Source organism: Christiangramia oceanisediminis, from assembly GCF_022570735.2.
GTDB classification, from domain to species: domain Bacteria; phylum Bacteroidota; class Bacteroidia; order Flavobacteriales; family Flavobacteriaceae; genus Christiangramia; species Christiangramia oceanisediminis.
This window is the reverse complement of sequence record NZ_JANCNS010000003.1, coordinates 553,138-577,689: the sequence shown is the minus strand read 5'-3', so window position 1 is coordinate 577,689 and position 24,552 is coordinate 553,138. Positions and strand designations below refer to the sequence as shown.

16 protein-coding genes are annotated in these 24,552 nt (G+C 37.6%); 8 read left to right on the top strand and 8 right to left on the bottom strand.

Annotation, left to right across the window (positions count from 1 at the left end; translation table 11 throughout):
* Positions 1 to 949: 949 nt before the first annotated feature.
* Positions 950 to 1,882 carry a glycerophosphodiester phosphodiesterase family protein gene (locus MKO06_RS15375; protein ID WP_241552150.1) on the bottom strand — a complete coding sequence of 311 codons (933 nt, stop codon included), beginning with the start codon at positions 1,880 to 1,882 and terminating at the stop codon, positions 950 to 952.
* A gap of 237 nt (positions 1,883 to 2,119) precedes the next feature.
* Between MKO06_RS15375 and MKO06_RS15370 the strand changes: the two genes are divergently transcribed.
* A complete protein-coding gene (locus MKO06_RS15370) occupies positions 2,120 to 3,613 on the top strand; it encodes a PhoX family protein (protein ID WP_241552149.1) in 1,494 nt (497 codons plus the stop codon).
* A gap of 13 nt (positions 3,614 to 3,626) precedes the next feature.
* Positions 3,627 to 5,429: a cytochrome-c peroxidase gene (locus MKO06_RS15365; RefSeq protein WP_241552148.1), complete on the top strand. Its 1,803-nt coding sequence runs from the start codon at positions 3,627 to 3,629 to the stop codon at positions 5,427 to 5,429.
* A 53-nt stretch (positions 5,430 to 5,482) separates the two neighbouring features.
* Here the strand turns inward: MKO06_RS15365 and MKO06_RS15360 are convergent, their stop codons facing one another.
* From MKO06_RS15360 to MKO06_RS15330, 7 genes are all read right to left on the bottom strand, one after another.
* A complete protein-coding gene (locus MKO06_RS15360; RefSeq protein WP_241552147.1) occupies positions 5,483 to 5,686 on the bottom strand; it encodes a hypothetical protein in 204 nt (67 codons plus the stop codon).
* A 166-nt stretch (positions 5,687 to 5,852) separates the two neighbouring features.
* Positions 5,853 to 7,247 carry a GH1 family beta-glucosidase gene (locus MKO06_RS15355; RefSeq protein ID WP_241552146.1) on the bottom strand — a complete coding sequence of 465 codons (1,395 nt, stop codon included), beginning with the start codon at positions 7,245 to 7,247 and terminating at the stop codon, positions 5,853 to 5,855.
* Positions 7,248 to 8,303, bottom strand: coding sequence for a glycosyltransferase family protein (locus tag MKO06_RS15350; protein ID WP_241552145.1), 1,056 nt, complete (start codon positions 8,301 to 8,303; stop codon positions 7,248 to 7,250).
* Positions 8,290 to 9,162, bottom strand: coding sequence for a UDP-2,3-diacylglucosamine diphosphatase (locus MKO06_RS15345; protein ID WP_241552144.1), 873 nt, complete (start codon positions 9,160 to 9,162; stop codon positions 8,290 to 8,292). The genes MKO06_RS15350 and MKO06_RS15345 overlap by 14 nt, the downstream gene beginning before the upstream one ends.
* Positions 9,163 to 9,687: 525 nt before the next feature.
* Positions 9,688 to 10,632: a beta propeller repeat protein gene (locus MKO06_RS15340; protein ID WP_241552143.1), complete on the bottom strand. Its 945-nt coding sequence runs from the start codon at positions 10,630 to 10,632 to the stop codon at positions 9,688 to 9,690.
* Positions 10,633 to 11,700: 1,068 nt separating this feature from the next.
* Positions 11,701 to 13,041 carry a sensor histidine kinase gene (locus MKO06_RS15335; protein ID WP_241552142.1) on the bottom strand — a complete coding sequence of 447 codons (1,341 nt, stop codon included), beginning with the start codon at positions 13,039 to 13,041 and terminating at the stop codon, positions 11,701 to 11,703.
* Positions 13,031 to 14,374 carry a sigma-54-dependent transcriptional regulator gene (locus MKO06_RS15330; protein WP_241552141.1) on the bottom strand — a complete coding sequence of 448 codons (1,344 nt, stop codon included), beginning with the start codon at positions 14,372 to 14,374 and terminating at the stop codon, positions 13,031 to 13,033. Before MKO06_RS15330 ends, MKO06_RS15335 begins: the two co-directional genes overlap by 11 nt.
* A 202-nt stretch (positions 14,375 to 14,576) precedes the next feature.
* Here MKO06_RS15330 and MKO06_RS15325 point away from each other — a divergent pair, with 202 nt between their 5' ends.
* From MKO06_RS15325 to MKO06_RS15300, 6 genes are read left to right on the top strand one after another with little or no spacing between them, the layout of a single operon-like run.
* Positions 14,577 to 15,830, top strand: coding sequence for an efflux RND transporter periplasmic adaptor subunit (locus tag MKO06_RS15325; protein ID WP_241552140.1), 1,254 nt, complete (start codon positions 14,577 to 14,579; stop codon positions 15,828 to 15,830).
* A 33-nt stretch (positions 15,831 to 15,863) separates the two neighbouring features.
* The gene (locus tag MKO06_RS15320; RefSeq protein WP_156283369.1) at positions 15,864 to 16,541 is read left to right on the top strand and encodes an ABC transporter ATP-binding protein; all 678 of its coding nucleotides are present in this window, start codon (positions 15,864 to 15,866) and stop codon (positions 16,539 to 16,541) included.
* Positions 16,542 to 16,571: 30 nt separating this feature from the next.
* Complete coding sequence (locus tag MKO06_RS15315) at positions 16,572 to 18,956, top strand: ABC transporter permease (RefSeq protein ID WP_241552139.1); 2,385 nt, start codon at positions 16,572 to 16,574, stop codon at positions 18,954 to 18,956.
* A 2-nt stretch (positions 18,957 to 18,958) separates the two neighbouring features.
* Positions 18,959 to 21,337 carry an ABC transporter permease gene (locus MKO06_RS15310; protein WP_241552138.1) on the top strand — a complete coding sequence of 793 codons (2,379 nt, stop codon included), beginning with the start codon at positions 18,959 to 18,961 and terminating at the stop codon, positions 21,335 to 21,337.
* A 22-nt stretch (positions 21,338 to 21,359) separates the two neighbouring features.
* Entirely contained in the window at positions 21,360 to 23,771 is a 2,412-nt protein-coding gene (locus MKO06_RS15305; protein ID WP_241552137.1) for an ABC transporter permease, read from the top strand.
* Between the two features lie 9 nt (positions 23,772 to 23,780).
* On the top strand, positions 23,781 to 24,545 hold the full coding sequence (locus MKO06_RS15300; protein WP_241552136.1) for a head GIN domain-containing protein: 765 nt from the start codon (positions 23,781 to 23,783) through the stop codon (positions 24,543 to 24,545).
* The last annotated feature ends 7 nt before the right edge of the window (positions 24,546 to 24,552 follow it).

Sequence of the window (24,552 nt, the reverse complement as noted above, 5' to 3'; positions counted from 1 at the left end):
GAAGCTAATTATTCCCTTTCTAACAGGGGGGTGGTTTTATAAACTACATCGTTATGAATCTGGATTAAACGAAAAACCTCAAATTTTTCTGATTTACTTTCGGCATTTCCCTTTCTTCCAAACCTATAAAATTTAGCGCTAATCAGACTGCATAAACCGCTAAGCTATTTATAAGTCTTTCTTATCGCGAAATTTTATTCCAACCTATTTCAGAAAGGAAATGCATACAGCTCTATGGGAAGTAAAATCTAAAATCAGAATCAGGGCTTTTTATTTTTCTAAAGGAAAGAACAAAAGGAAGATGCTCCAGATATAAAAAGTAAAATAAATTTTAAATGGAGATTTAGTGGGTTAGAGTGCTAATTCGAAGTTAATTGGTCACCAGATTAGTCTCGCTTTATAAAATTTTAATATTTGGTTCTTCGTAATTAATTCTGGATTAAATTAAATCTTACCTCTTCATTTATCATAGCCTTTTTTTAATTTTCATTTATTCTTGAACCTATTACCTGCTGCTATATTTGCTTCAATAATTAAAGCGAATCATAAATATCATGCTAGTATTCATATTTTCTTCTGTCTTCATTTTGCTGATAGTCAATTTGTATTTGTACAAGATTGGCAAAGACCTGGATAGGACCTTAGAAACATTGAATGACTAAATGAAATCTTGATTCTCATAGGAATCGAAAGAATAAGGATGTTTTTAGGGGCATCCTTTTTTTATAGTGGGGTAATTTTATATAGAAAGCAATGAAAATTAGCTAGTGGAATTTAAATGACTAATCTTGAATAACAGGTTGAAAATTTAAGTTTTAAATAAAATAAAACTAACAATACTCACTTTTAAAACACCTAATTTTGAAGTATAGCATTCCCCTTCCTAGATAGCCGCTTTGCCATTCGGTATATAAGCAGGTTTAGCCCCTACCGAGGGGCTTTTCCATTTTTAATTCTTTTTTGAAATATCATTCTGAAGCAAATTATAAACCCGGTTAGGATAATCTGAAATAATCCCATCTACACCAAAGGATTTCATTCTCTTTATGGCAAGGCTATCGTTAACCGTCCACGGAATCAATTTCATATTTTTTCTCTTGACGGTGTCTACAAAAGCCTTGGTGGTAATCAGATTATACTCTGGGCTATAAATGTCTGGTACGAAAGAAAGTTGTTCAAGATTATTAGATATTCCTGGTTTATATACCAGATAAACCAGTGGCACTTTCGGGTATTTTTCATTTAAAATCTCAAGTATATTCGTGTCAAAGGATTGAATACTATACCTGTTTTCTATGTTTTTACTTTGAATAAGTTTCATCACCAATTCTACAAATTCTTCGGGTTCCGGTTGATATTCTTTATAATCGCGTGGATCTGATTTTATCTCAATATTATATCTCACTGGAGCAATTTCATTATTTCGAATATACTCTTCAACACTATCTATAACTTCCGAAAGCAAGGGTTTATAAGTTGATATTTTTTTCTGGTCGGGAAATCCCTGATCCTCTTTTAAGCCTGTTTCGAATTTTTGAATACTATCATAACTCATTTCGTAAAGATTGAACTTACGTTCATCTTTTGGCTGAATTATATTTCCATTTGGAAGCAAAACGAATTTGGAAGCCATATAGGCTTCGTGGGAAACCACTACTTTTTTATCATTCGAAATTACCACGTCCATTTCCAGTACATCTGCGCTGTCATTAATTGCCGCTATAAATCCCTGAATGGTGTTTTCGGGCATGGTTCCCCTGCTACCTCTATGGCCATGAATTTCAATTTCCTGTTCTCCGGAATAAGCTTCTGAAGCTCTTTCGTGATTTTTTTTGCAGGAAAAAACTAAGAAAAGGAAACTGAGAAGAAAGAATTTGATCATGATAGTGGTTCAGATTTTAATGGAATTTCCTATTGAGTAAGAATCAGGTGAAATATAAATGTAGGCCATTCCCAAATAATTTAAATCCTGAAGACTATTCGATTTTAGATTTTAATAATGAGTTAATCTGGGTAACATATAGGTAGCCATTAATTTAAGATCAAATGATTTTTAATTAAACACCTTCAAGAAGCCTGAAAGTACTTTTATTCCTGTAAACTTAAAACCAATTTAATTATGAAATCAAATCTCTCGATCCTCGCTCTTGCAGGATTAATTTGCTTCACTTCCTGTACCGAGGATCAGTCTGCTTTTGAAGAAACTTCAGCAGATCTTAAACTCAAAGGTATTCGTCCAGAAATGGCTCCTTTAAAAGCCTATTCTGAAACTCCATCCTTTCTTAAGATCGAACCTCAGTTCCGAAGAGTAAAGGCTTATCCTATCTTGTCTTCTGAAGATGTGCTTCCTACCACTGGAAAAAACACCGACTTCATTTATGGTTCTATGGCCGACGGTGCAGGACTATTAAGAAATCCTGACGGAACTTTTACATTGATCAATAATATCGAGGCCGATTTCTCTGTAGCCAGGATCCAGCTAGATGCAGGCTTAAAACCTATTAGCGGTGAATATATCCTTAATGCTACTGCAACCGGAAATGTAGCTCAATGTTCAGGAACCCTGGTAACCGAAGAAAATGGATTCTTTTCTCCTGTTTATCTTTCCGGTGGTGAATGGTCAATTTCCGGAAATCCAGGGAAAGTTTTCCAACTAGATCCAAACAAGGATGCTGCTAATGCCTCTACTGCTGATATCATTAACGGGATGGGTCAGTGGACTGTTGAAAATGCAGTGCCAATCGGAAGAGATGCTTATCCAGGTAAAACTGTAACCTTTATTGGAGATGACGATTCATCTGGTGATGAACCATCTGGCCAATTGGGAATGTATGTTTCAGATGCAGGAAGTTTCAACAACGGAAAACTTTATGGTCTGAAAGTGCCAGGTTTCGAAGTTGGCCAGGAAGCTGAAATGCTGGAAGGTCAATCCTATGATATGGAATTTGTGGAATTAACTGGACAAACCCTTGAAGAGCTTGAAATGGAAGCCGATGCCAAAGGTGTGATGGGCTTTACAAGACTTGAAGATATCGACTGGAGAAGAGGTTCAGCCAAAAACCAAAGAGAGATCTATTTCTGTGTGACCGGAAGAAGAGACAGCGATTTTACTGATGATGCGGCTACCATTTATGGTAGAGTTTACAAACTGGAATTAAATGAAAACGATCCTACCGCGCCAGGAAAAATCACTTGCGTACTTGACGGAGATAACCTGGAAGGGGAAGCTAAAACATTCCTAAGCCCTGATAATATCGTGGTAACCGAAAATTATGCTTATATCCAGGAGGATCCTAATTATGGCAATGATCCTAATCCTCTTAAAAATCATTTCGCACGCCTGTACCAATATGATCTTGAGACCGGCAAACTAAGAACGGTACTTGAATGTGACCAGGAACTGGCTGCATCAATGGGATATGGAACCACCGATAATACCTGGGAAATAACCGGGATGATCGATATTTCTGAAACTGTTGGAGTTAAGGATATGTTTCTTTTGATCACTCAAAACCATGGCTGGGAAGATGCTTCGTTTACAGATACCTCTACCAATGCAGCATATTCAAATGAGGGAAGCCAGTTATACGTGCTAAAAGGATTAGACAGATAAAATGAGCTTAAAAATGTTCAAAAAACAAACTATTAAGGCATGGGTATTTCCATGCCTTTTCCTATTCCTGATTTCCTGTAAAGAAAGTCAGGATACAGAATATGCTGAATTGCCTCCGGTAAAAAAACTGGAAAATTATTACCTGGATCAAATCAAAAGAAGCGTTATATACCTAGACAGTCTCCAGGCCGAAAATGAAATTGAGAGGAAAAAACACTTTTATATTCAAAGCCGCAATTCATTTAAGCAAGCAGAGGCTATTCTGGCTTTCGCTGAAAAGAAAACCTATAAGGCATTGAATGCTCCCAATATTCTCAAGGTTGAGGAGGAAGATGAAACCAACATTAAAAGCTTTGAACCTTTTGGATACCAGGTAATCGAGGAGAATCTTTTTGCAGAATCTATAGATCCTGAAGCACTTCAGAAGGCAATTTCAAGTACCAGGAACAGGATGAATTTTATTCAGCAGAATACGGAATTCAATTTTCAAAATTACCATATTCTATGGTTGATTCGCGATGAGATAATAAGGATTAGTACCCTGGGAATAACGGGATTTGATTCTCCGGTGCTGGAGCGCTCGCTTCAGGAAGCAGGAATCGTATACACCTCGATTGGTCATATTTTGGAAATTTTTAAATCTGAGTTTAAAAGGCCTGATCTATATGAATCATGGAAGACCGAAATTGAGCGAAGCATTCAAAGTTTAGACACGAATTTTAATGATTTCGATCGATACAGCTTTATAAAGGACCATACTCATATGCAGCTAGAATTATGGAAAAGGACCAGGGAAGACTGGAATGCAGATTTTCCGGTTGGTTTGCCAATCGGTATAGATGCTGAAAGCCTTTTTGAAAGGCAGACATTTAACCTGGATTATTTTACAGCTTATAACAGAAATAATCAGTTTACCGAGGCTAAGGCTGAACTTGGAAAAAGATTGTTCGAGGATTCCAGCCTTTCAAATACAAAAACGATGAGCTGTGCTACCTGTCATCAGGCTGATAAAGCTTTTACCGATGGCCTTACCAAATTTGAAGGTCAGATCAGGAATACTCCAACACTGGGTTATGCGGCTCTTCAAAAAGCATTCTTTTATGATAATCGGTCGCGAGGACTGGAGAAACAAATTGTGGCGGTTATTAACGCAGAAAATGAATTCCATTCAGACCTTGAAAAGTTTAGTGAAACCGTTGCTTCAGATTCTACTTACGTAAAAGAGTTTGATAAATTATATAAGCGAGGCGCTACACATGGGAATATCAGGAATGCTATCGCTAGTTATATCAGGGACCTTATGCCGTTTAATTCGAAATTCGATAATAATATAAATGGGATTGAGAATAGTTTGAGTAGCCAGGAGATTAAAGGCTTCAACCTATTCATGGGAAAGGCAAAATGCGCTACCTGCCATTTCGCTCCTGTTTTTAATGGAACGATCCCTCCTGAATTTCTCGATACAGAAATGGAACTGTTGGGAGTTCCAAAAGATACATCAGCTAACTCTTCAATAGATCCAGATCTGGGAAGGTATACCTTAATGAAAACAGAAAGCAGAAAATTTTTCTTCAAGACACCAACATTGAGAAATATTGCCCTTACTGCACCGTATATGCATAATGGAGTGTACACTAATTTAGAGCAGGTGATGGAGTTTTACAATAACGGAGGTGGAGCCGGCCTGGGGATTATTGAGGAATATCAAACCCTCCCTCCAGACTCTCTTGATTTAAACGAAGAGGAGATGGAAGCCATTATTGCTTTTATGGAAAGCCTTACCGACAAAAGATTTCAAAACGAAAAACCCCTGTAATCAAGGGGTTTTTAATTGGTATTTTCTAGTTGATTAAAATCTGGTCTTTTTTATTACGATTCAGCTTCGGTATTACAACAAAGCTCACAGAGTTTCACATCTCCGTATTCATTTTTTGCATGATCAATAAGCTCTTCGTAATTATCGAAATAACCTAGTTTAAATCGAGCCTTTTTTTCTGGAAGTAATTCGCAATCCTTGGTATGGATCTTCTGAAACCCAAGACGCTGCTTTTTCTCAAGATAAAAACAGTACACTTTTTCAGTATTAAATAATGGTAAAGATAGTACTTTAAAAAAGAATTTCTGAATGGTCACTCTAACGGTTTATTTAAAGGTAAAAGAGTATCATCGAAAATGTGTTTAGAGAATATTATGGATCAACTGCTAAAGAAAACTCAGTATTAAATTTTTATTTTTTACATCATTTTAGCACTCTAAGGCTGCTAGCATTTTTTAAAAATTCACTGTACCAAATCCCACTGCTTTTAATACTGCGTTTTTGGGTTTTGTAATCGATATAGACTAAACCGAATCTTGGTTTGTAACCTTCCGCCCACTCAAAATTATCGGTAAAACTCCACACAAAATATCCCCTGACATTTACACCTTCTTTTTTTGCTCTAAGTACTTCCTGTAAGTGTTTTTTGATGAATTTTTTTCGATTGGTATCATTTACATTTCCATCAGTTAAATGGTCAGGAAAGGCTGCTCCATTTTCAGTCACTATCAATTCCTTAGATTGGTCATAATTCCCGAATTTTCGAAGTATTTCATAAATCGAAGGAGGATAAACTTCCCAGCCCATTTGTGTTGTAGGTACTTTTCGTTTTTCGGCCTTCACATTAGTAGCTTTGATGAATGGAACGAACCAGGACTTTTTAATGATCTCACGGGTATAATTCTGTATTCCTATAAAATCAAAATCGAATTTCAGTAATTCCTCATCACCCTTATGCTTATACTTATCAATTTTCTTCAGAAATGGAAGTTCCATGGTTGGGTATCCCATTCCCAGGCTTGGCTCAATAAACAGACGATTTACCAGGGCATCGACTCTTATTGCCGCGTTTTCATCTTTTTTATTTTTTCGGTAAGGTTCTATCAGGGTAGATGAAAAGGTAGTACCTATCCGGGAATCGCGGATTATTCTTTTGAGTATTCTGCCTCCAATACTTTGACACAAGGCTGCATGATGAACTGCTGGCAAAAAGTTCTTTATTCCTTTCTTTCCTGGCGCATGTAAACCAAGGAAATATCCCGCTCCGGTAAATACCAGAGGTTCATTAAGTACCATCCAGTGTTTTACTCTATCTCCAAATTTCTGAGCGCAAACCGTTACATATTCGCTAAACCATTCAAGAATTTTCCTGTTTGTCCAGCCTCCTTTTTCCTCAAGGATGTTAGGTAGATCCCAGTGATATAGCGTTATCCAGGGTTCAACTCCGTTTACAAGGCAACAATCTATAACCTTGTTGTAAAAATCAATACCAGCCTGATTAATAGTTCCAGTCCCTGCAGGGATGATCCTTGACCACGAAACTGAAAACCTGAAATTCGGAATATTCATTTCAGCCATGAGTTTGATATCTTCCTCATATCGATGATAGAAATCACAGGCTACTTCAGCATTTTGATTTTGATAAATCCTGCCTTTTTTTGTTGAAAAAACATCCCAAATGGAAAGTCCTTTCCCATCGGCTATGGGACTTCCCTCTGTTTGAAAAGCAGCAGTTGACACACCCCAATGAAAATCCTTTCCAAAATCATCTTTTACAAAGCTATTTGCAGACTTATAGCTACTATATTTTAAATACATCTAGACTGTCTTCAAAAGTTTTTCCTGCATTTGGGTTTCTCTGGAATAATTTCGTTGAAAATCGGTAAGAAGATTTTCTATAATTTCAGCTGTTCTATCAGGGTAATTCATTTCTAATATTTCATGATTGTTGAGCCAGTTATGAATTACCTCAATATTCTTGCTTTTAAAATTTTGAATTACTGGCACTCCTATCTTCTTAAGAGCTGCCGCATTGCAATGTTGCTCGAATTGATTCTTCATAGGGATCACTAGTAATTTTTTCCGAAGGAACAGGGCTTCAGCCGGAGTTTCAAAACCTGCACCACATATAATTCCGGTACAGGATGCAAAGCTTTTAAGAAAAGTCTCATTATTTACGGGGTGAATATGAATATTGCCGATTGAATATTGCTGAGAATTATGTTTGGAAAATACCTCCCATTGAACCTGGGGAAATGTATTAAGTATTTTAATAATGCGTTCATCTGAATAGGCCGGCAGGTAAACCGTATAATGACCTTTATTTGTTGTTTCCAGGTCACGGATTTGCTTTCTGATTACCGGAGTAAATATATGCTGATTGAATTCCTCGAAATGAAAACCAAATTTTACCGTTGCCGGGGCGTAATTTTTCAGGATCCATTTACCCATCCAATCATTTTTTTCTGGTAATGGAACCGATTTATCCAGCACTGCAGATTGATGACTTAAAGCAAAACAGGGCTTATTCTTTAAAAATGCGGCCCAGGCCGAAATTGGTTCAAAATCATTAATCACCAGATCGTACTGTTCAACAGGCAGATCTTTTATCTCGTTGTAAACCGACTTCAAATGATTTTTACGGTAGGTCTGCCAGATATTAACCCCTCCCTTTTTTCCAAAGATGAAACTGAGTCCCTTCAGGCGATAGGTTACTTCATAAGGCAGCTCAATATCTGCCTGTATCCCACTAATAAGTATATCTACTTCAGCATAATTCTTCAGAATGGGTATGATGTCGATTGCTCTACACAGGTGGCCATTGCCAGTTCCCTGAATGGCGTAAAGAATCTTAAGATTTTTAAAACTGGCCATTATCTGGACTTTTTTGAAGGTTGAATTCCTTCATCAGATTTTCAAATAGAATAGTAGAGTTAAGCTTTGGTTCTTCCTCCCAATTTCGCTTCATTTTAAAAGTTTCATTAGCTATTTGGTCTTCAGAAAACTTATAAATAGACCATTCTCCATCGCTGTATTCCAGTGCGGTTAGATTTTCCACCCAGTCTCCAGAATTCAGGTATTTTACCGATCCTTCATTATTTGAAATGGTTTTGATTTCGGGATGGTGAATATGGCCACAAACCACATAATCATATTGGTTATCTATAGCAATATCGGCTGCAACCTGTTCAAAATCATTTATGAATTTGACAGCAGATTTAACCCCGTTTTTGATCCTTTTTGAGAACGATATTTTTCCCTGTCCTATTTTTTCAGACAGATGATTTACAAGTCGGTTCAATACGATGAGAAGGTCATAACCTTTTCCTCCCAATTTGGCCACCCATTTGGAATGTTTCATGGTCACATCAAAGACATCTCCATGAAAGAACCAGGCTTTTTTACCATCAAGATTCAATACAAGCTTGTTGACTATTTTCAAGGATCCCATTTGAAAGCCAACAAATTTCCTAAGCATTTCATCATGGTTCCCGGTGATGTAATAAACATCTACGTCCTTTGTTAAATAACCGGTGATATGTTTAATGATTTTCATGTGGCTCTCTGGCCAGTATCGTTTATTGAATTGCCACATATCAATAATATCACCGTTTAGAATTACAATTTTAGGTTTGATTGTTCTAAGGTAAAACAGTAGTTCTTGAGCATGACAGCCGTAGGTGCCCAAATGGATATCTGAAAGTACTAGAACTTCAACTTCACGTTTTTTCATATATAATGGGGGATAGGTTAGCTATTAGGCTTCTTCGGGGAGATTTCTCTTTCTGAAAATTGGGTGATAGAATTTTAGAAAGCCTTGTTTTCCATAGAATGCACAGAAAGTGTACCTTTAAATGATCGATCTTCTCTTGGAAAGAAATTCGGAACTTAGGCATGTTATTCAGGCTTAAAGTTATTATGTTTTAACAGACTTAAAAGTCTAATTATTAGGTATATAAATCTATGAATATTATATTAAGCTAATGTCAATCAAGCTTTATTAATCCTTTATAAGTGAGGCTTAAATATTTTGAAATTGTTAATGAGGTGGATCAAAATGGGATTTTAATTTTTTGATCTATGTAAGAGATTTAATGATTGAAACTTAATTCGTTATTAGCTGATAAATGTTGATAAAAAGGAATCGTATAATTCGGAGTTAGAATTCTTTATTCATTTAGTCCTTTTCATTTGATTTCCTCCAATCATCTTGAAAATTTTATCTTCTTTCGAACAATTAAGGTGTTTTGTTTTGACATCAAAGATTGATCAAATTCGATATTATTTTACCTCCAGAATTTACTGCATAAATACCGACATTTTCATCAATCCATAAGCCATTGATGCTTTCATTGGTTTCATATTCGAATGAATAGAAACCTCCATTCACACTATATATTCTTCCAGGGTTAATAGTAGATCCGGTTGCAAAATACATAGTTGTTCCTCTAAAAAATTTCAGGTCGTTAATTGAACCAAAACCTTCTAAAACTTTGGTCCACTTTTCTCCGTTATAAAAAAGTAAATTCCCCCCTGAACCCCCGGCGTAAAGATTTTTATTATTAAATCCCTCTATGGAAGATAAAAAGCTTCCTTCAAATTCAGAGTTCTCTAACATGTTTATCCACTCTGCACCATTTGTATGAAAAATAAAATCTTTTTCGCCGCTATAGGCAACTACATATAAATTTCCATAATTGTCACCCCAGGCATCCTGAAAATGAACCTCTTTCTCTAAGATTTTTACTAATTCCCCACTTCTGTACAAATAAAAACCGTTGCTAGCACTTAAATAAATTTTATTTTGTATGATACTGACATTAGTGAAATTGGTGTTTTCAAAAGTCCTAATAGTCCAACGGTCACCGTTAAAAATAAATAGTCTACCTCCAGATCCTACTGCATAGATTTCATTACATGACTTGCCTTCCACGTCCCGAATTATAATTTCACCCTCGTAATTTTCCTTAATGATCCATTGTTCATTTTCTTTGGATGATATAACTGCTTTATTAAGTTCATTTCTATGCCCACCAACTACATATAAACAACCGTCAAAACCCCATATATCGGATAATGGGCTTTCAATTTGTTTTTCAACAGTCCATTCATCCCTCAAAGCCGGTTTTCTTTCAGGAGAATTTTCAAAATCGTCGGAACAGCTTAGGCATAATAAAGCTAGGAGGATAATATGTTTTTTCATGGTTTCTTTATGGACTATTGCAATTTTATAGACTTTATTTATTATTCATGTTAATTCAATATGAATTTTAAGTTTTATGAGTTAAGTATTGATGCGCCAGATATAAAAAGTAAAATTGGCTTTGAATCCGCAATCCAAAACTTGATTATCGGTTTAAAGTATTTCAATTTTAAAAGCGGCAGCTTAAAAAATGGAATAGCAAGAGGATAACACGCTGCGCGATGTTATGGTTTGTAAAGCATTGAAAAACAAGGGTGTTTGTTTCTGGTGTTTTTCGGATTTGCGTCAAATGGCCTCGAAAGCCGCATTTTTACGTTGATTTTTGCGACAAATCCAATTTGACCGATCTGATTTCACAAATAGAATTAAAATCCAACAAAATATATGTCTTTAAAAATTTCCTTTGAAAAAAGTTCTATACGGCCAAATACTACCAAACATCATCAAATTTAATTATACATTTTTCATTTGCAGAAAAACGAATTTTAAGCTAAATTTTTGAACGATTTTGACCTGAGGCAAAGACTTGTTTGGTTTAGGTCAAAAAGTTTCAGAATCATCGTTTAAATCGCTTTTAGAAGGTGTTTTATCTAAGTTGGAATATGTAGGATAGTCGGGTTCAAAATTTTATAAATCAAAAAAATAACAGCCTTCCTGTTTGGTGGTTTATAATGTTTATCCTGTTTATTAATGTTTATATTAGATACCAGCGCTTGTTCATTTTTGGGATGGTATGAGTCCAGTGCTTGTCCATTAATGGAATTCTGTGAGTACACCACTTGTTCAAATTTGGGAATGTGTGGTATCAAAAAATGATATAGTTCAGTTCATAAAATATATATCGATTTGTAGTGATTTTGGATTCTCAAATAAGATCAAATGAAACCAAATTTAATTGTAAATGGGGTTTTTATTTTTACTTCGGTTTCCTTTTGTCACCTTCCTCTATTTTTCATTGGGTAAGTATAGCTTAAGGGAATTTGCAAACCTATTTAATATCCTTGAAAAGGAATACTCATTTCAAAATCAAGTTATGATTGAAAAGCTCTTTGGGATGTTTACTACTAATTAGAAAACCAGGGAAACCTGTGCACCTCGATCCTGGATATTATCTATCTGTATCTTACCACCGTGAAGGGTCATAATTTGTCGGGATAAACTAAGACCAATTCCGCTTCCTTGTTTTTTAGTAGTGAAAAATGGAACAAAGATCTGGTCTTTAATCTCATGAGGAATTCCCGGACCATTGTCTACCACCGCAATCATTTTCCTCCCATTTGATTTATGAACGGCTTTGATAAGAACCTGAGGTTCTTCCTCATTTTGACATGCTTCTATAGCATTGAGAATAAGGTTAATCAAAACCTGTTCGAGCAAATAGGAATCTGCTTCAATTTCCATCTTCTCATCAACAACTTCAAAACGCAGGGTATCTTTTCGTAAAGAATTAGATGAACGCATGAGTTGCTCGATGTCTATAAACAGATCTTTTAAAAGAATGGTCTCCTTATTAAGGCTAGTTACTTTGTTCAGGCTTCGATAGGTTTTGGCAAATTTCATCAAGCCATCACTCCGCTTTTCAATGCTGCCCAGGCCGGCGTTCAGGTCTTCCAGATCAAGTTCGAGGAGTGAATCATTCATATTTTTCTGTACCGATGATTTCAAAGTATTGGCGAGCGAAGAAATAGGCGCAATAGAATTCATGATCTCATGTGTCATTACGCTCAATAATTTCTTCCAGGCTTCCGATTCCGTTTTATTGATCGTATCATCAATATTATGAACTACGATAAGCTTACAGGATTGACTCTCAACCTTAAAAATGCTGTGCGAAGCAATAACTTTAATATTTTCGTTACGAATTTTAAGGTCGAGGTTTGCCGGTTTTATAAAATAGTTGTCAAATAATACCTGGTAGGTTTCAGGTTTTCGGGATTTTACAAATTTGACGTTCTTAAATTCCGGAACATCCATCAATTGCTGGAACGCCTCATTGACCCATAGCGTTTCACCAGAATCCAGGTCGTAAGCGAGTATCCCGATATCGATCATCTCCAGGATTTTTTGAAGATAGAGGTACTGCACTTCCCGTTCAGAATTTATTTCACGTACGGTCTTGTTCACCGTATTGAAACCGGTATATAGCCGGCTAATATCTTCTGTTTTATTTTCAGTTAAATAATTTCTAGAGAAATCACGGTATTTTACAGCTTCAAAAAAATCATCGATGACCTCGAAGCGTTTACTGAAATATCTAAAAAAGTTATAGATCACCATAACGAAAACCAATAGACCTATGAAGAATCCTACCCAATTTTGCTGGATGAAAAACCAGGACATGGCAAGCGAAATGATCGCCAGAACAATCGCTCGTATCGTGATTGCGATATGATAACTCTTAAAGGTCATATTTATCAAGCCTTCTGTATAGTGCAGCGCGGGTGATACCAAGCTCTTTAGCCGATTTTGAGATGTTTCCCTTATTCTTATCGATCACCTTCAGAATGGTGTTTTTTTCCACCGTTTCCAGACGCAAATCGTCCAGTTCCTGTTTGTCAGGTGCCGATTCGATTGCAGAAAAGGATAGATCTTTATCAGCCAGAATAGTGTTTTCAGACATGATCACAGCCCGTTCAACGATATACTGAAGCTCCCGAACGTTACCTGGAAACGGATGCTTTTTCAGCTTTTCAAGAAAGCTTTTTTCAGTCTTAAACGGTCCTTTTGAATATTTATTAGCATAGAAATCAAGGAAATGACGGGTGAGTAATGTAATATCAGTTCCCCTTGCCCTAAGTGGGGGAATTACGATATCGACCGTATTGATTCGGTAAATCAAATCCTTTCGAAATTTGGATTCATCAGAGAGTTCCGAGATCTTTAGGTTGGTCGCGCAGATCAGTCTGATATCCACCGGAATAGCCACATTCGATCCTAAAGGTGTGATGGTCCTGTTTTGTAAAACAGTAAGCAATCTCGCTTGCTGCCTGAGACTGATGTTCCCGATCTCGTCCAGGAAAAGCGTTCCTCCATTAGCAGTTTCAAACCTTCCTTTGCGATCTTCCCTCGCATCTGTAAAAGCTCCTTTTTTATAACCGAATAGTTCACTTTCAAATAAAGTAGACGTAAGTGCGCCAACATCAACTTTTACAAAGGGTTTGTTCTTGCGTTCTGAATTTTCATGAATCGCCTTGGCTACGAGGTCTTTACCAGTACCATTTTCACCCAGGATAAGCACGTTCGCATCAGTGGGTGCCACTTTTTCAATCTTGGTGAAAACATTCCTAATCTCCTCACTTTCACCAATGATACGGTTATTTCCAGCTTTTGCCTTTATTTTAGTTCCGGGCTCTTTCTTTTTCCGAATCATTTCAGTGACGGACTCAATCACTTTTTCATTCTTCCAGGGTTTGATTATAAAATCGGAAGCACCTTCTTTTAGAGAGCGAATTGCCAATTCGATATCTCCGTAGGCCGTGATCAGGATCACATCAGTTCCTGGACTGAGTTCTTTGATCCTATTTAACCAGAAGATGCCTTCATTGCCAGTATTAACGAGGCCGTTAAAATTCATATCCAGGATTACCAGGTCGAATTTATTATCCGAAAAAATAGCATGCAGATTGGCCGGTTTTTTTTCAACAGCGATTTCTGCTACGTGAGACTTCAATAATAATCTCATTGCAATAAGCACATCGGGATCGTCGTCGATCACTAGAATTTTAGCATCTCTTAACTGCATGAGACAATATTACAATTTATTCAAGGCTTGATGAATTTTCCTGGCCCGAAAAAAATCCCGGGTTAAAATTGTTTTAAAATCGAACAGGAAGTGTCACGAAACCGAACACTTTTATTTGGTGAAATAATTTTAAAGAACTGGTAGCCAAGTAATTAACACTTTGGCACCAATTTGACTTGTATTCGAGTGAAATTGAACATGTATGGATATACCATTAGAAAAGAAAAGATTTACACCTAAAAAAATCGCAATGATTGCTGGAACTGCAATAATAGGGATTTTAATTCTCTATGTCATTCTTTCCTCAACAGGCAATTCAAAATTGAATATAGAAAAAGAACGTATCACAATTAACGAAGTTAAGGCTGGTAACTTCCAGGAGGATATCCCGGTGAATGGGGTGGTACTACCAATCAAAACCATTTATCTCGATGCTATGGAGGGAGGTAGGGTTGAAGAACGGTTTGTAGAAGACGGTGCTATGATGAAAAAGGGCGAGGCAATCATTCGCTTATCAAATACCGATCTGGAATTGAGTCTTGTAAACCAGGAAACACAGGTTTATAATCTTCTTACCCAGATTCAGCGTACTCAAAATGCTTCCAGACAAAACACCATTAACAGGCTTAATCAATTAACAGACGTTAAAAACAGCCTGAAAGAAGCGAAAAGAGAATTTGAACTCAATTCTAAACTTTATGAAAAAGGGGCGATTGGAAGACAGGACTATGAAGAATCCAAAAACAATTTTGATTACCAAAAAGAGCGTTTAGAGCTAACAGAGCGAGTCTTAGTTCAGGATTCGGTCTCTAGTAAAACTGAAACCATGCAGGCACGGGAATCTTATCAACGTACCAGAAAAGCCCTTGAGCTCATGCGGAAAAAGGTAGAAGATTTAGTTGTGAAAGCTCCGGTTGACGGACAACTAACGGCTTTGGATGCTGAAATTGGTCAGTCAAAATCTAAAGGAGAGCGGTTGGGCCAGATCGATGTGATTAGCTCCTACAAAATTCAGGCTGAAATTGATGAACACTATATTTCAAGAATCTTTAACGGGCAGATTGGAACTTTTACTTTCAACGGAAAAGACTATCAACTGGAGATTAAAAAAGTGTATACCCAGGTATCAAACGGCCGCTTCAAAGTAGATATGCATTTTGTTGATGGCGTTCCAGAAAATATCAGAAGGGGGCAAAGTCTTCAGATCAAGCTAGCTTTAAGCCAGGAAAAAAAAGCCACCCTGGTTGCCAAAGGCGGATTCTTTCAGCAAACCGGTGGAAACTGGATTTTTAAGATTTCTGAAGATGGTGATGTGGCTTATAAAACACCTATTAGCCTGGGAAGCCAGAACACCGAATACTACGAGGTTCTGGAAGGCCTGGAGCCAGGAGACAGAGTGATCACCTCTAGTTATTCTAATTTTGGAGACGTGGACGAACTGGTAATCAATAATTAAACATCAATTAAAAACGGACAAAATATTTAAAAAATGATCAAAATCACTGACCTGGAAAAATATTACAAGACAGAAGAGGTTCAAACCATAGCGCTTAACAAGCTATCCTTTGAAGTAAAAGAGGGTGAATTTGCTGCGATTATGGGGCCTTCTGGATGTGGGAAATCAACGCTTCTGAATATTCTTGGAATGCTCGACGACCCTGATGGCGGAAGCTATCTTTTTAACGGTATTGAGGTAGCCGGTTACAATGAGCGGCAGAGAGCAAAATTGAGAAAACATAATATAGGCTTCGTTTTTCAGAGTTTCAATCTTATTGATGAGCTTTCTGTTTTTGAAAATGTAGAGCTTCCACTGATCTATACAGGGGTAAAACCTGCCGAACGCAAAGAACGGGTTCATGAAGTGCTGGAAAAAATGCAGATTATGCATCGTAGAAAACACTTTCCGCAGCAATTATCGGGAGGTCAGCAACAGCGGGTAGCCGTTGCCAGGGCAGTAGTTAACAATCCTAAGATCATTCTTGCCGATGAGCCAACCGGAAATCTGGACAGCAGCAATGGAAACGAAGTTATGGATCTTTTAACCGAGCTTAATGAAGCCGGAACTACTATAATCATGGTTACTCACAGTGAACATGATGCTAAATTCAGTCATCGAATCATCAGGATGCTGGATGGGCAGAAAGTCACTGAAAATGTGCTTGTGTAATAGGTCATCATCAATCAAAAAACAAACAGGATGTTCAGAAATTATATCAAAATTGCATTCAGAAATATTAGAAAGAACAAGCTATACAGTTTTATAAATATTGGTGGCTTGTCATTAGGTCTTACCGCCTGTATCCTAATCATGTTCTATGTTTCTCATGAACATAGCTTTGACAAATTTCATGAAGATTCAGATGACATTTATACGCTTCGTGCAAAAGCTTTATTTGGTGGGGACACTATTTTTGTTCAGAATTTCAGTGCAGCTACGGGGCAAATGGTTCAGGAGAATTCAGCCTTTGTTGATGATAATATCAGGATTTTTCAGGAGTACAAGCCTTTGATCATCAAAAGGACAGGCCTTGAACCGAAAAGTTTTTCTGAAGAAGGTTTTTTCTATACCGACCCAAATTACTTCAATTTTTTCTCTTTTTCGCTCCTTAAGGGTAATCCTGAAACTGCGTTAAAAGAGCCTTTCAGTTTGTTGATTTCCGAAGAAATGGCCAACAAGTATTTCGGAGATGAAAATCCAATCGGCGAGATTCTCCAGGTTGAAAAAGACAGTATTTATAACTACACGGTAAAGGGTGTTATCGCTGAAACCCCATCCAATTCAAGCATTCAGCATAAATTTGTCGCATCTGTTTCTAGTCTTCAGAAAACTAAGGGAAATGACGGTTTATTCAATTCGCCAATCGTTCGCGGAGGTGCTTTTAAAACCTATTTTAAAATTAATGATGCTACCCAGATTGAGAAAATTGCTGAAACCACGAACAGGCTGAGCAAAGAAGGAAATAGTGAATCTAAAGATCTTTTTTTCCTTTATCCCTTTACCGAAACTCATTTAAAATTTTCAAGGAATGCAGGTATCGGTTACCTGGACGTATTCCCGCTTATTGCCGGACTTATACTTCTGCTGGCGCTCATAAATTATATGAGTCTTACAACGGCAAGAGCCTCCTACCGATCTAAAGAAATTGGCATTCGCAAGGTAAATGGCGCAAGCCGAAAGGAGATCGCTTTCCAGTTTTATATTGAGTCTACGCTTTTTATCAGCCTTTCATTTTTGCTTGCTGGTATATTGAGCTTCCTTCTTAAAGATTTCTTTTTCAATCTGCTGGATATCAATATTGATACTGCATTTTTTCTCAATCAAAATTTCATATTGACGCTTGCCTTGATTTTTATGGTAAGTATTCTTATTGCAGGAATGTACCCTGCTATGGTCATGGCATCTTTTAATCCAATAGAAAACTTCAAAAAGAAAACTAGGAATGACCTTGGGGGAGGCCTGGTTCGGAAAGTCTGTACTACCCTCCAATTTATTATTGCCGTTATTCTCATCATAGGCGGTATTACTATCCGGGAGCAAATGAGTCATCTTCAAAATATTGATACCGGTCTTAACCGATCTGATATTTTGATGATTTCTCTGGAAAAAAGTATGGGAAATAATATCCCCGCTTTTCGAAAAGAAGTTGAAAAGCTACCTGCTGTAAAGGGGACTTCTATTTCGGGTTACCCTTTATACGGTGGTTATGATATGTTCTACGCATCTTCAGAAAATGGTGAGCCGATGGCCTTACCATTTATAAGTATTGATAAAAATTTCTTTGATGTTCTGGAGCTAAAGTGGAAGTTGCCACCCGAAGATCCTTTTTTGCCCGAGCAACCCAAAAAACTGGTTATCAATGAAACGGCTATCGAAAAATTTAAACTAAAAAATGATCCTCGTGGTCAGAATATTGAAATGGCCGGGGCTCAATTTGAAGTTGTGGGAGTGGTAAATGATTTTCATTATTCCTCTTTAGATTCTCCTATCAATTCCCTGGCGATGATGGTTTCAAAAAGCAACTCCAGTATTAATAAATTCAATTCAGGAAGTCTTTATGTAAAATACCAAAAAACTTCATCCCTGCCCGCCTTGATCAAAAGTATTGAAAGTAGCTACGTAAAATTTGATGCTGAAAAGGAATTCAGTTATCAGTTTATGGACGATGCCTTCAACGAAATGTTTAAATCTGAACAACGGCTGGCTCATATCTTCAACATCTTTGTGGTGTTAACGATCATCATTGCAGGCCTTGGATTACTGGGACTGGCGACCTTTTCAGCACAAAAACGCATCAAAGAGATTGGCATAAGAAAAACCCTTGGTGCAAGTGTCTTCCAGATCACTTCGAGTCTTTCCCTGGACTTCTTAAAGATCGTATTGTTTGCTATTATTATCGCAATCCCAATAGCCTGGCTTCTGGCTCGAAACTGGCTGGAAAATTTTGTATACAGAATTGACCTGAATATCTGGATATTTTTAATGGCGAGTTTTGCAACTATGTTCGTAGCTGTCCTAACGGTAAGCTTTCAGGCTTTTCGAGCTGCAACATCTAATCCTGTAAAATCCTTAAGAACCGAATAATCATGATAAAGCATTATATCAAAATCGCCTGGAGAAGTATTTGGAATGCCAAGTCGTATACGTTGATTAATATTTTAGGGCTGGCAGCAGGATTGGCAAGTTTTATCCTTGTCTTATCCTATCTGAATTATGAACTGAGCTATGACACATGGTCTCCAGAATTAGAAAAGGTCTACCGCGTTTCAATGAAGCAGAAAGAGGATCTTTTTGAGGCAACGCCAGCGCCATTGGCTTCATTTCTGGCAGAGAATTACCCAAAGGTAGAGGTGGCAACATCGTTGCAGGGGGCTGGAGACTATGAAGTTCCAATTAGTGCCGGGAATGAAACATTATATCACAATGGTTTTACATCTTCGGATTCATTGTTTCTAAAGGTTTTCCCTTACAAATTAGAACAGGGAGATAGAAATACAGCATTAAATAATCCTAATAGTGCCATTATCAGCACCGAGCTGGCTAAAAAACTTTTTGGTAATAAGGATCCCATGGGTCGTACAGTTACGATTTTCAATATGCTGGAAGCAGTGATTACCGGGGTTATGAAAATGCCAGATACTCCTTCCCATCGCAAAGTGCACCTGGTAATGCGCGACCCTAATGAATCTCAGAATTTTTTCTGGAATAATTACTCTTATGAGAGCTACATTAAATTGAAGGTTCCGGTAACGAAAGAAGTACTTGAGGGGGATATTAATCGAATTTTCAAGGAGCGCAGGCTTAAGGTTGAAAATTGGCAGGATGAAGATTTAGCCAGTGGCAATCACCCTGTTTTATATGTGGACGCCGTGCCTGACATACAAAATTTCCCAACATATGGGAATGGGAGTATTAAGACCGTGACGGTACTCTTTATTCTGGCAATGTTGCTTTTAATCATTGGTGCTATCAATTTCAGCAATCTAAGTGTCGCTAAATCTCTTGGTAAAACCAAAGAAATCGGGGTTCGAAAAGTTCTGGGTTCGGGAAACTGGAATTTATTCTGGCAATTTATGTGGGAAGCTATTTTGCAATGCAGCATCAGTATTGTAATTGCTATAGGGTTAGTGATTGCGATCCTTCCATATGTAAATAACAGCTTTGGGTTAGGGCTTCAAATCCACTCTAACCTTGAATTTTTATTCCAGATTGGATTATGTTTAATAGCAGTCATTCTTATTTCTGGATTTTTCCCATCTTTTTTACTGTCGCGATTTAAGCTATTAAAAATTCTAAGTGGGGGCACGTTCAGCGGGAATAAAGGTTTATGGCTAAGAAACCTATTGGTTATTTTTCAATTTACCGTCACCTGTTTTTTTATTATTAGCATTTCAGTCATCGATAAGCAGCTTAATTATCTTCAAACTAAAGATAAAGGTTTTTCTGAAGAGCAGTTAATAAGCATTCGTTCGAGTCAGGATACACGCGAGAAAAATTTCGAAAAAGTTCGCCAGCAATTGCTCGAGATCCCCGGTGTTAAATCGGTGTCTAAAACTACAAATGTGCCGGGCGATATTCTTGCCGATTCTTCAACCGTGAATTTTAGATTAAATGGGACCGATTATAGGATGAATTCGGTTAAAGTTAGTTCAGGTTATTTTGAAACACTCGATTCGCCGATTATCAGTGGTAGAAATTTTCGTGATTCGGGAATGGATCAGCATACTAAGACCGCGATTATTAACGCAACAGCAGCTAAAATTTTCGGATTACAGGAGCCAATAGGGGAGACCATATACTATTCGAATTGTTTGGAGAAACCTATAAAAATAGTAGGGATTGTTAGGGATTTTAATGTGTTGGGTTATGAAACCAGGGTTCAGCCCGCTGTTTTTACCATTAATAACGAAGCCTGTATGTACCAATCTGGTGGTGCCATTCTGGCGAGATTGGAAGCCGAAGATCCAATGTCTACCATTCAAAAAATAGATCAGCTTTGGAAGGAATTGGAACCAGGAAGTCCTATTCGGTATTCATTTTTAGATGAAAACTTCCAACGAAAGTTTGCGTCCTATTACAGGATTCAGAAAGTGATTGGCTTCTTTGGAATGATTGCTATCGTGATTTCGCTTATGGGGCTTTTTGCACTTACAACTTTTGCCCTGAAAAATCGAATTAAAGAAATTGGAATTCGAAAAGTACTAGGTGCTGAAGTTCCCAATATCGTTAGCCTTGTAAGCAAAGACTTTCTCTTGCTGGTACTGGTGGCCGTCCTAATTTCGATTCCCATCGGGTGGTACGCAATGAACAAATGGCTGGAAAATTTTGCGTATCAAACCACTTTAAACTGGTGGATATTCCTGGCTTCGGGCGGTCTGGTTCTACTTATAGCTTTTCTTACCGTTAGTTTAAAGACCACTCAGGCTGCCATGAAAAATCCGGTAAAAAGTCTCAAAACAGAATAAAATTCATCAAAAATCAATCATCATGATCAGTAACTATTTAAAAACCGGTTGGCGAAATATCATAAAGAACAGAGGCACTTTTATGGTCAATATTATAGGTCTGGCCCTGGGAATCGCCTCAGTTATAATGATCATGTTATATGTTTCCAGCGAACTGAGCTATGATCGATTTAACAAAAAGGCAGACCGGATCGCTCGAGTTGTTTTCAGGGCTAATATCAATGGTGAGGAAATGAATGAGGCTGTAGTTATGGCACCTGTTGCTCAAACCCTGGAGAATGACATTCCGGAAGTAACCGATGCAACCAGGCTGGCCAAATCTCACAATAACAGGTTAGAATATAATGGCACTTATTACGGCCAAAGTAACCTGGGATATGTAGATCCAAATTTTTTCCAGGTGTTTACCTTGCCTATTATCAATGGAGATCAAGGAACTCCACTTGATAAACCTAATACGGTGGTAATCTCTGAAACCCTGGCCAAAAATATCTTTGGCAGTGCTGACCCGGTGGGAAAAGTGATCAGGGTGACTAATCGGGATGAAAGTTATACAGTTACTGCGGTAATGCAAGATATTCCTGAAAATTCTCATTTTCACTTCGATATCCTGGCGTCCACTCTGGGCTATGTCAATGCGAAAAAAACTACCTGGATGCAGTCTGATTTTTTCACTTATCTGGTTCTAAAGGAAGATGCTGATATAGCCGAAGTGGAAGCAAAATTACCGGCAATCACCAGGAAATACATGGGGCCACAGATGATCGACGCAATTGGGATGTCTTATGAAGAATTCCAGAAAGATAATGACCTAGGACTTTTTCTTCAACCCTTGACCGATATTCACCTGCATTCTGATTTTTCTGATGCCACCACTCTGGAACAGGGCGGAGATATTAAATACATTTACATTTTTAGTATCGTGGCCATTTTTATGCTGGTCATAGCCTGCATCAATTTTATGAATCTTGCCACTGCTTCTGCTTCAAAGCGATCAAAAGAAGTGGGAATTCGAAAGGTACTAGGTTCGAATAAAAAGCAGCTCATCTACCAGTTTTTGGCCGAGGCATTCATTTCAGCTCTACTGGCTTCAGTTCTGGCCATAGTGATCTTTGCAATATCATTGCCGGGCTTTAATCAATTGGCAGGAAAAAACATTGAATTTTATTCTCTTCTTAAACCTGTTTATGTTTTATGCTTAATTGGATTGATCTTTTTGATCACGGTCCTGGCTGGCGGGTATCCGGCGTTTTACCTTTCTTCCTTTAATCCGCTACATGCGTTGAAATCCAAATTTTCCGGGAGCGGAAAGAATTCCGGTATTCGCAGCGGCCTGGTAGTTTTTCAATTTGTTATTTCCGCAGGACTTATACTCGCCACACTCGTGGTGAAGGAGCAGATGAGTTATATTCAAAATAAAGACCTGGGTTACGAAAAAGACCAACTGCTCGTAGTTCATAATACCTACTTACTTGAAAATAATGAGGATAATTTTATACAGGAGATCAAAAATAATCCACGAGTCGAGAATTTAACTCATTCCGCTTATGTGCCTGCCGGAGAAAGCTACAATGAAGCTGGTGGAATTTTTCTTAAAGGAGAGTTTTTGCGCCGCATGTATTTCTACAATGTTGATGAAAATTATATCCCAACCATGGGTATGGAATTGCTGGCGGGGCGTAATTTTTCAAAAGATTACGGAAATGAAAGCAATAATGTGATCATCAATGAAAAAGCTGCCGAGGCACTTGGATTTGGACAAAGTGCTATTGGTAAGACATTTCAGCGTGATACCCATGAAGGTCTGCAAGACCTTCATGTAATTGGCATTATTAAGGATTTTAACTGGAAATCCCTACATAAGGAAATCGATCCTTTAATTCTGAAAATGAATCCTCATGGGGGTATAATAATCAAGTCTAAAACGGCAGATATGTCTGGAATCATTGAGGTTCTAAATTCAGATTGGAATAGTTATAATCCTAAAGAAGCTTTGAATTACAGTATTCTGGATGATTCCTTTAATCATACTTATTTGAAAGAGCAGAAAATGGGAACTATCCTAACGCTGTTTGCTATTCTTACCATTATTGTTGCCTGTCTCGGATTATTCGGACTGGTAACCTTTACTGCGCAACAACGCTTTAAGGAAATCGGGATCAGGAAAGTTCTGGGATCTTCAGCATCACAAATCGTGGCCTTGCTTTCCAAAGATTTCATCAAACTGGTAGGAATTTCATTTTTGATCGCTTTCCCGCTGAGCTATTATCTGATGAATAAATGGCTCCAGGATTTTGCCTTCAGAATTGAAATCAAATGGTGGTTATTCCTGCTAGCTGCGACCATCACCCTGGGAACCGCATTTTTAACCATAGGCATTAAAAGTTTTAAAGCGGCAAACATGAACCCCGTAAAAAGTCTCAAAATCGAATAAATCTACACTATGAAGAATATACTTTTAATCCAGGAGAAATTTATGGTCGCTTTAATTTTAAGCCTTATCATTTTTAATTTAGGCCATGCACAGTCTGAAACCGTAAAGCTTTCTCGCTTTTCAGAAGTAACGATCAGCCCTTATATAGAAGTTATTTTTAAACAAGCTCACGAAGAATCTGTGGTGATTGAAAATTCTCAGGTAGCTCGTGAAAAGATCAATATTGAAAATGATGGGAAAGAGCTGCATATCTTCCTCGAAGACGCAAAAATTGTAGGAAAAGAAAAGGAAGTTGAAGTGAACGGGCATGAGATGAAGCGGCCGATCTATAAAGGTACCGAAGTGCGAATTACGGTGAATTACAAGGATCTGGAGGAAGTGGAAATACGAAGCGAGGAACGAATTCAGTTTAAAGACCCGATAACTTCAGCAATTTTTAACCTGGATATTTATGGTTCTCCCAAAGTTTATTTTGAAAATATTACAGCAGAAGAATTTAAAGTGGCCCTTTACGGCGAAAGTTACCTGGAAGTTAAAGGCGGAAAAGTAGGTCTCCAACGCTATCGCTGCTATGGAAGCAGCGAAGTGAACACACTTGATCTGGAATCTAATGAAACAAAAATAGCTGCTTACGGGAGTAACCATGTGGTGGTTAATGTTTCAGAAGAACTGAAGGTAACGGCATTTGGAGAAGCAAGTATCGAATATAAAGGCGATGCGAAACTCAAAAATGGATTAAAGATAGGAGAAACAGTTATTCAGAAAATAGATTAGTCATCCT

Bases quoted from the DNA above. Each gene is read 5' to 3' on its own strand.
- MKO06_RS15335 (WP_241552142.1), bottom strand. From the start codon at position 13,041: ATGACCTTTAAGAGTTATCATATCGCAATCACGATACGAGCGATTGTT.
- MKO06_RS15350 (WP_241552145.1), bottom strand. From the start codon at position 8,303: ATGGCCAGTTTTAAAAATCTTAAGATTCTTTACGCCATTCAGGGAACT.
- MKO06_RS15320 (WP_156283369.1), top strand. From the start codon at position 15,864: ATGATCAAAATCACTGACCTGGAAAAATATTACAAGACAGAAGAGGTT.
- MKO06_RS15370 (WP_241552149.1), top strand. From the start codon at position 2,120: ATGAAATCAAATCTCTCGATCCTCGCTCTTGCAGGATTAATTTGCTTC.
- MKO06_RS15345 (WP_241552144.1), bottom strand. From the start codon at position 9,162: ATGAAAAAACGTGAAGTTGAAGTTCTAGTACTTTCAGATATCCATTTG.
- MKO06_RS15310 (WP_241552138.1), top strand. From the start codon at position 18,959: ATGATAAAGCATTATATCAAAATCGCCTGGAGAAGTATTTGGAATGCC.
- MKO06_RS15375 (WP_241552150.1), bottom strand. From the start codon at position 1,882: ATGATCAAATTCTTTCTTCTCAGTTTCCTTTTCTTAGTTTTTTCCTGC.
- MKO06_RS15325 (WP_241552140.1), top strand. From the start codon at position 14,577: ATGGATATACCATTAGAAAAGAAAAGATTTACACCTAAAAAAATCGCA.
- MKO06_RS15305 (WP_241552137.1), top strand. From the start codon at position 21,360: ATGATCAGTAACTATTTAAAAACCGGTTGGCGAAATATCATAAAGAAC.
- MKO06_RS15365 (WP_241552148.1), top strand. From the start codon at position 3,627: ATGTTCAAAAAACAAACTATTAAGGCATGGGTATTTCCATGCCTTTTC.
- MKO06_RS15315 (WP_241552139.1), top strand. From the start codon at position 16,572: ATGTTCAGAAATTATATCAAAATTGCATTCAGAAATATTAGAAAGAAC.
- MKO06_RS15300 (WP_241552136.1), top strand. From the start codon at position 23,781: ATGAAGAATATACTTTTAATCCAGGAGAAATTTATGGTCGCTTTAATT.
- MKO06_RS15330 (WP_241552141.1), bottom strand. From the start codon at position 14,374: ATGCAGTTAAGAGATGCTAAAATTCTAGTGATCGACGACGATCCCGAT.
- MKO06_RS15355 (WP_241552146.1), bottom strand. From the start codon at position 7,247: ATGTATTTAAAATATAGTAGCTATAAGTCTGCAAATAGCTTTGTAAAA.
- MKO06_RS15340 (WP_241552143.1), bottom strand. From the start codon at position 10,632: ATGAAAAAACATATTATCCTCCTAGCTTTATTATGCCTAAGCTGTTCC.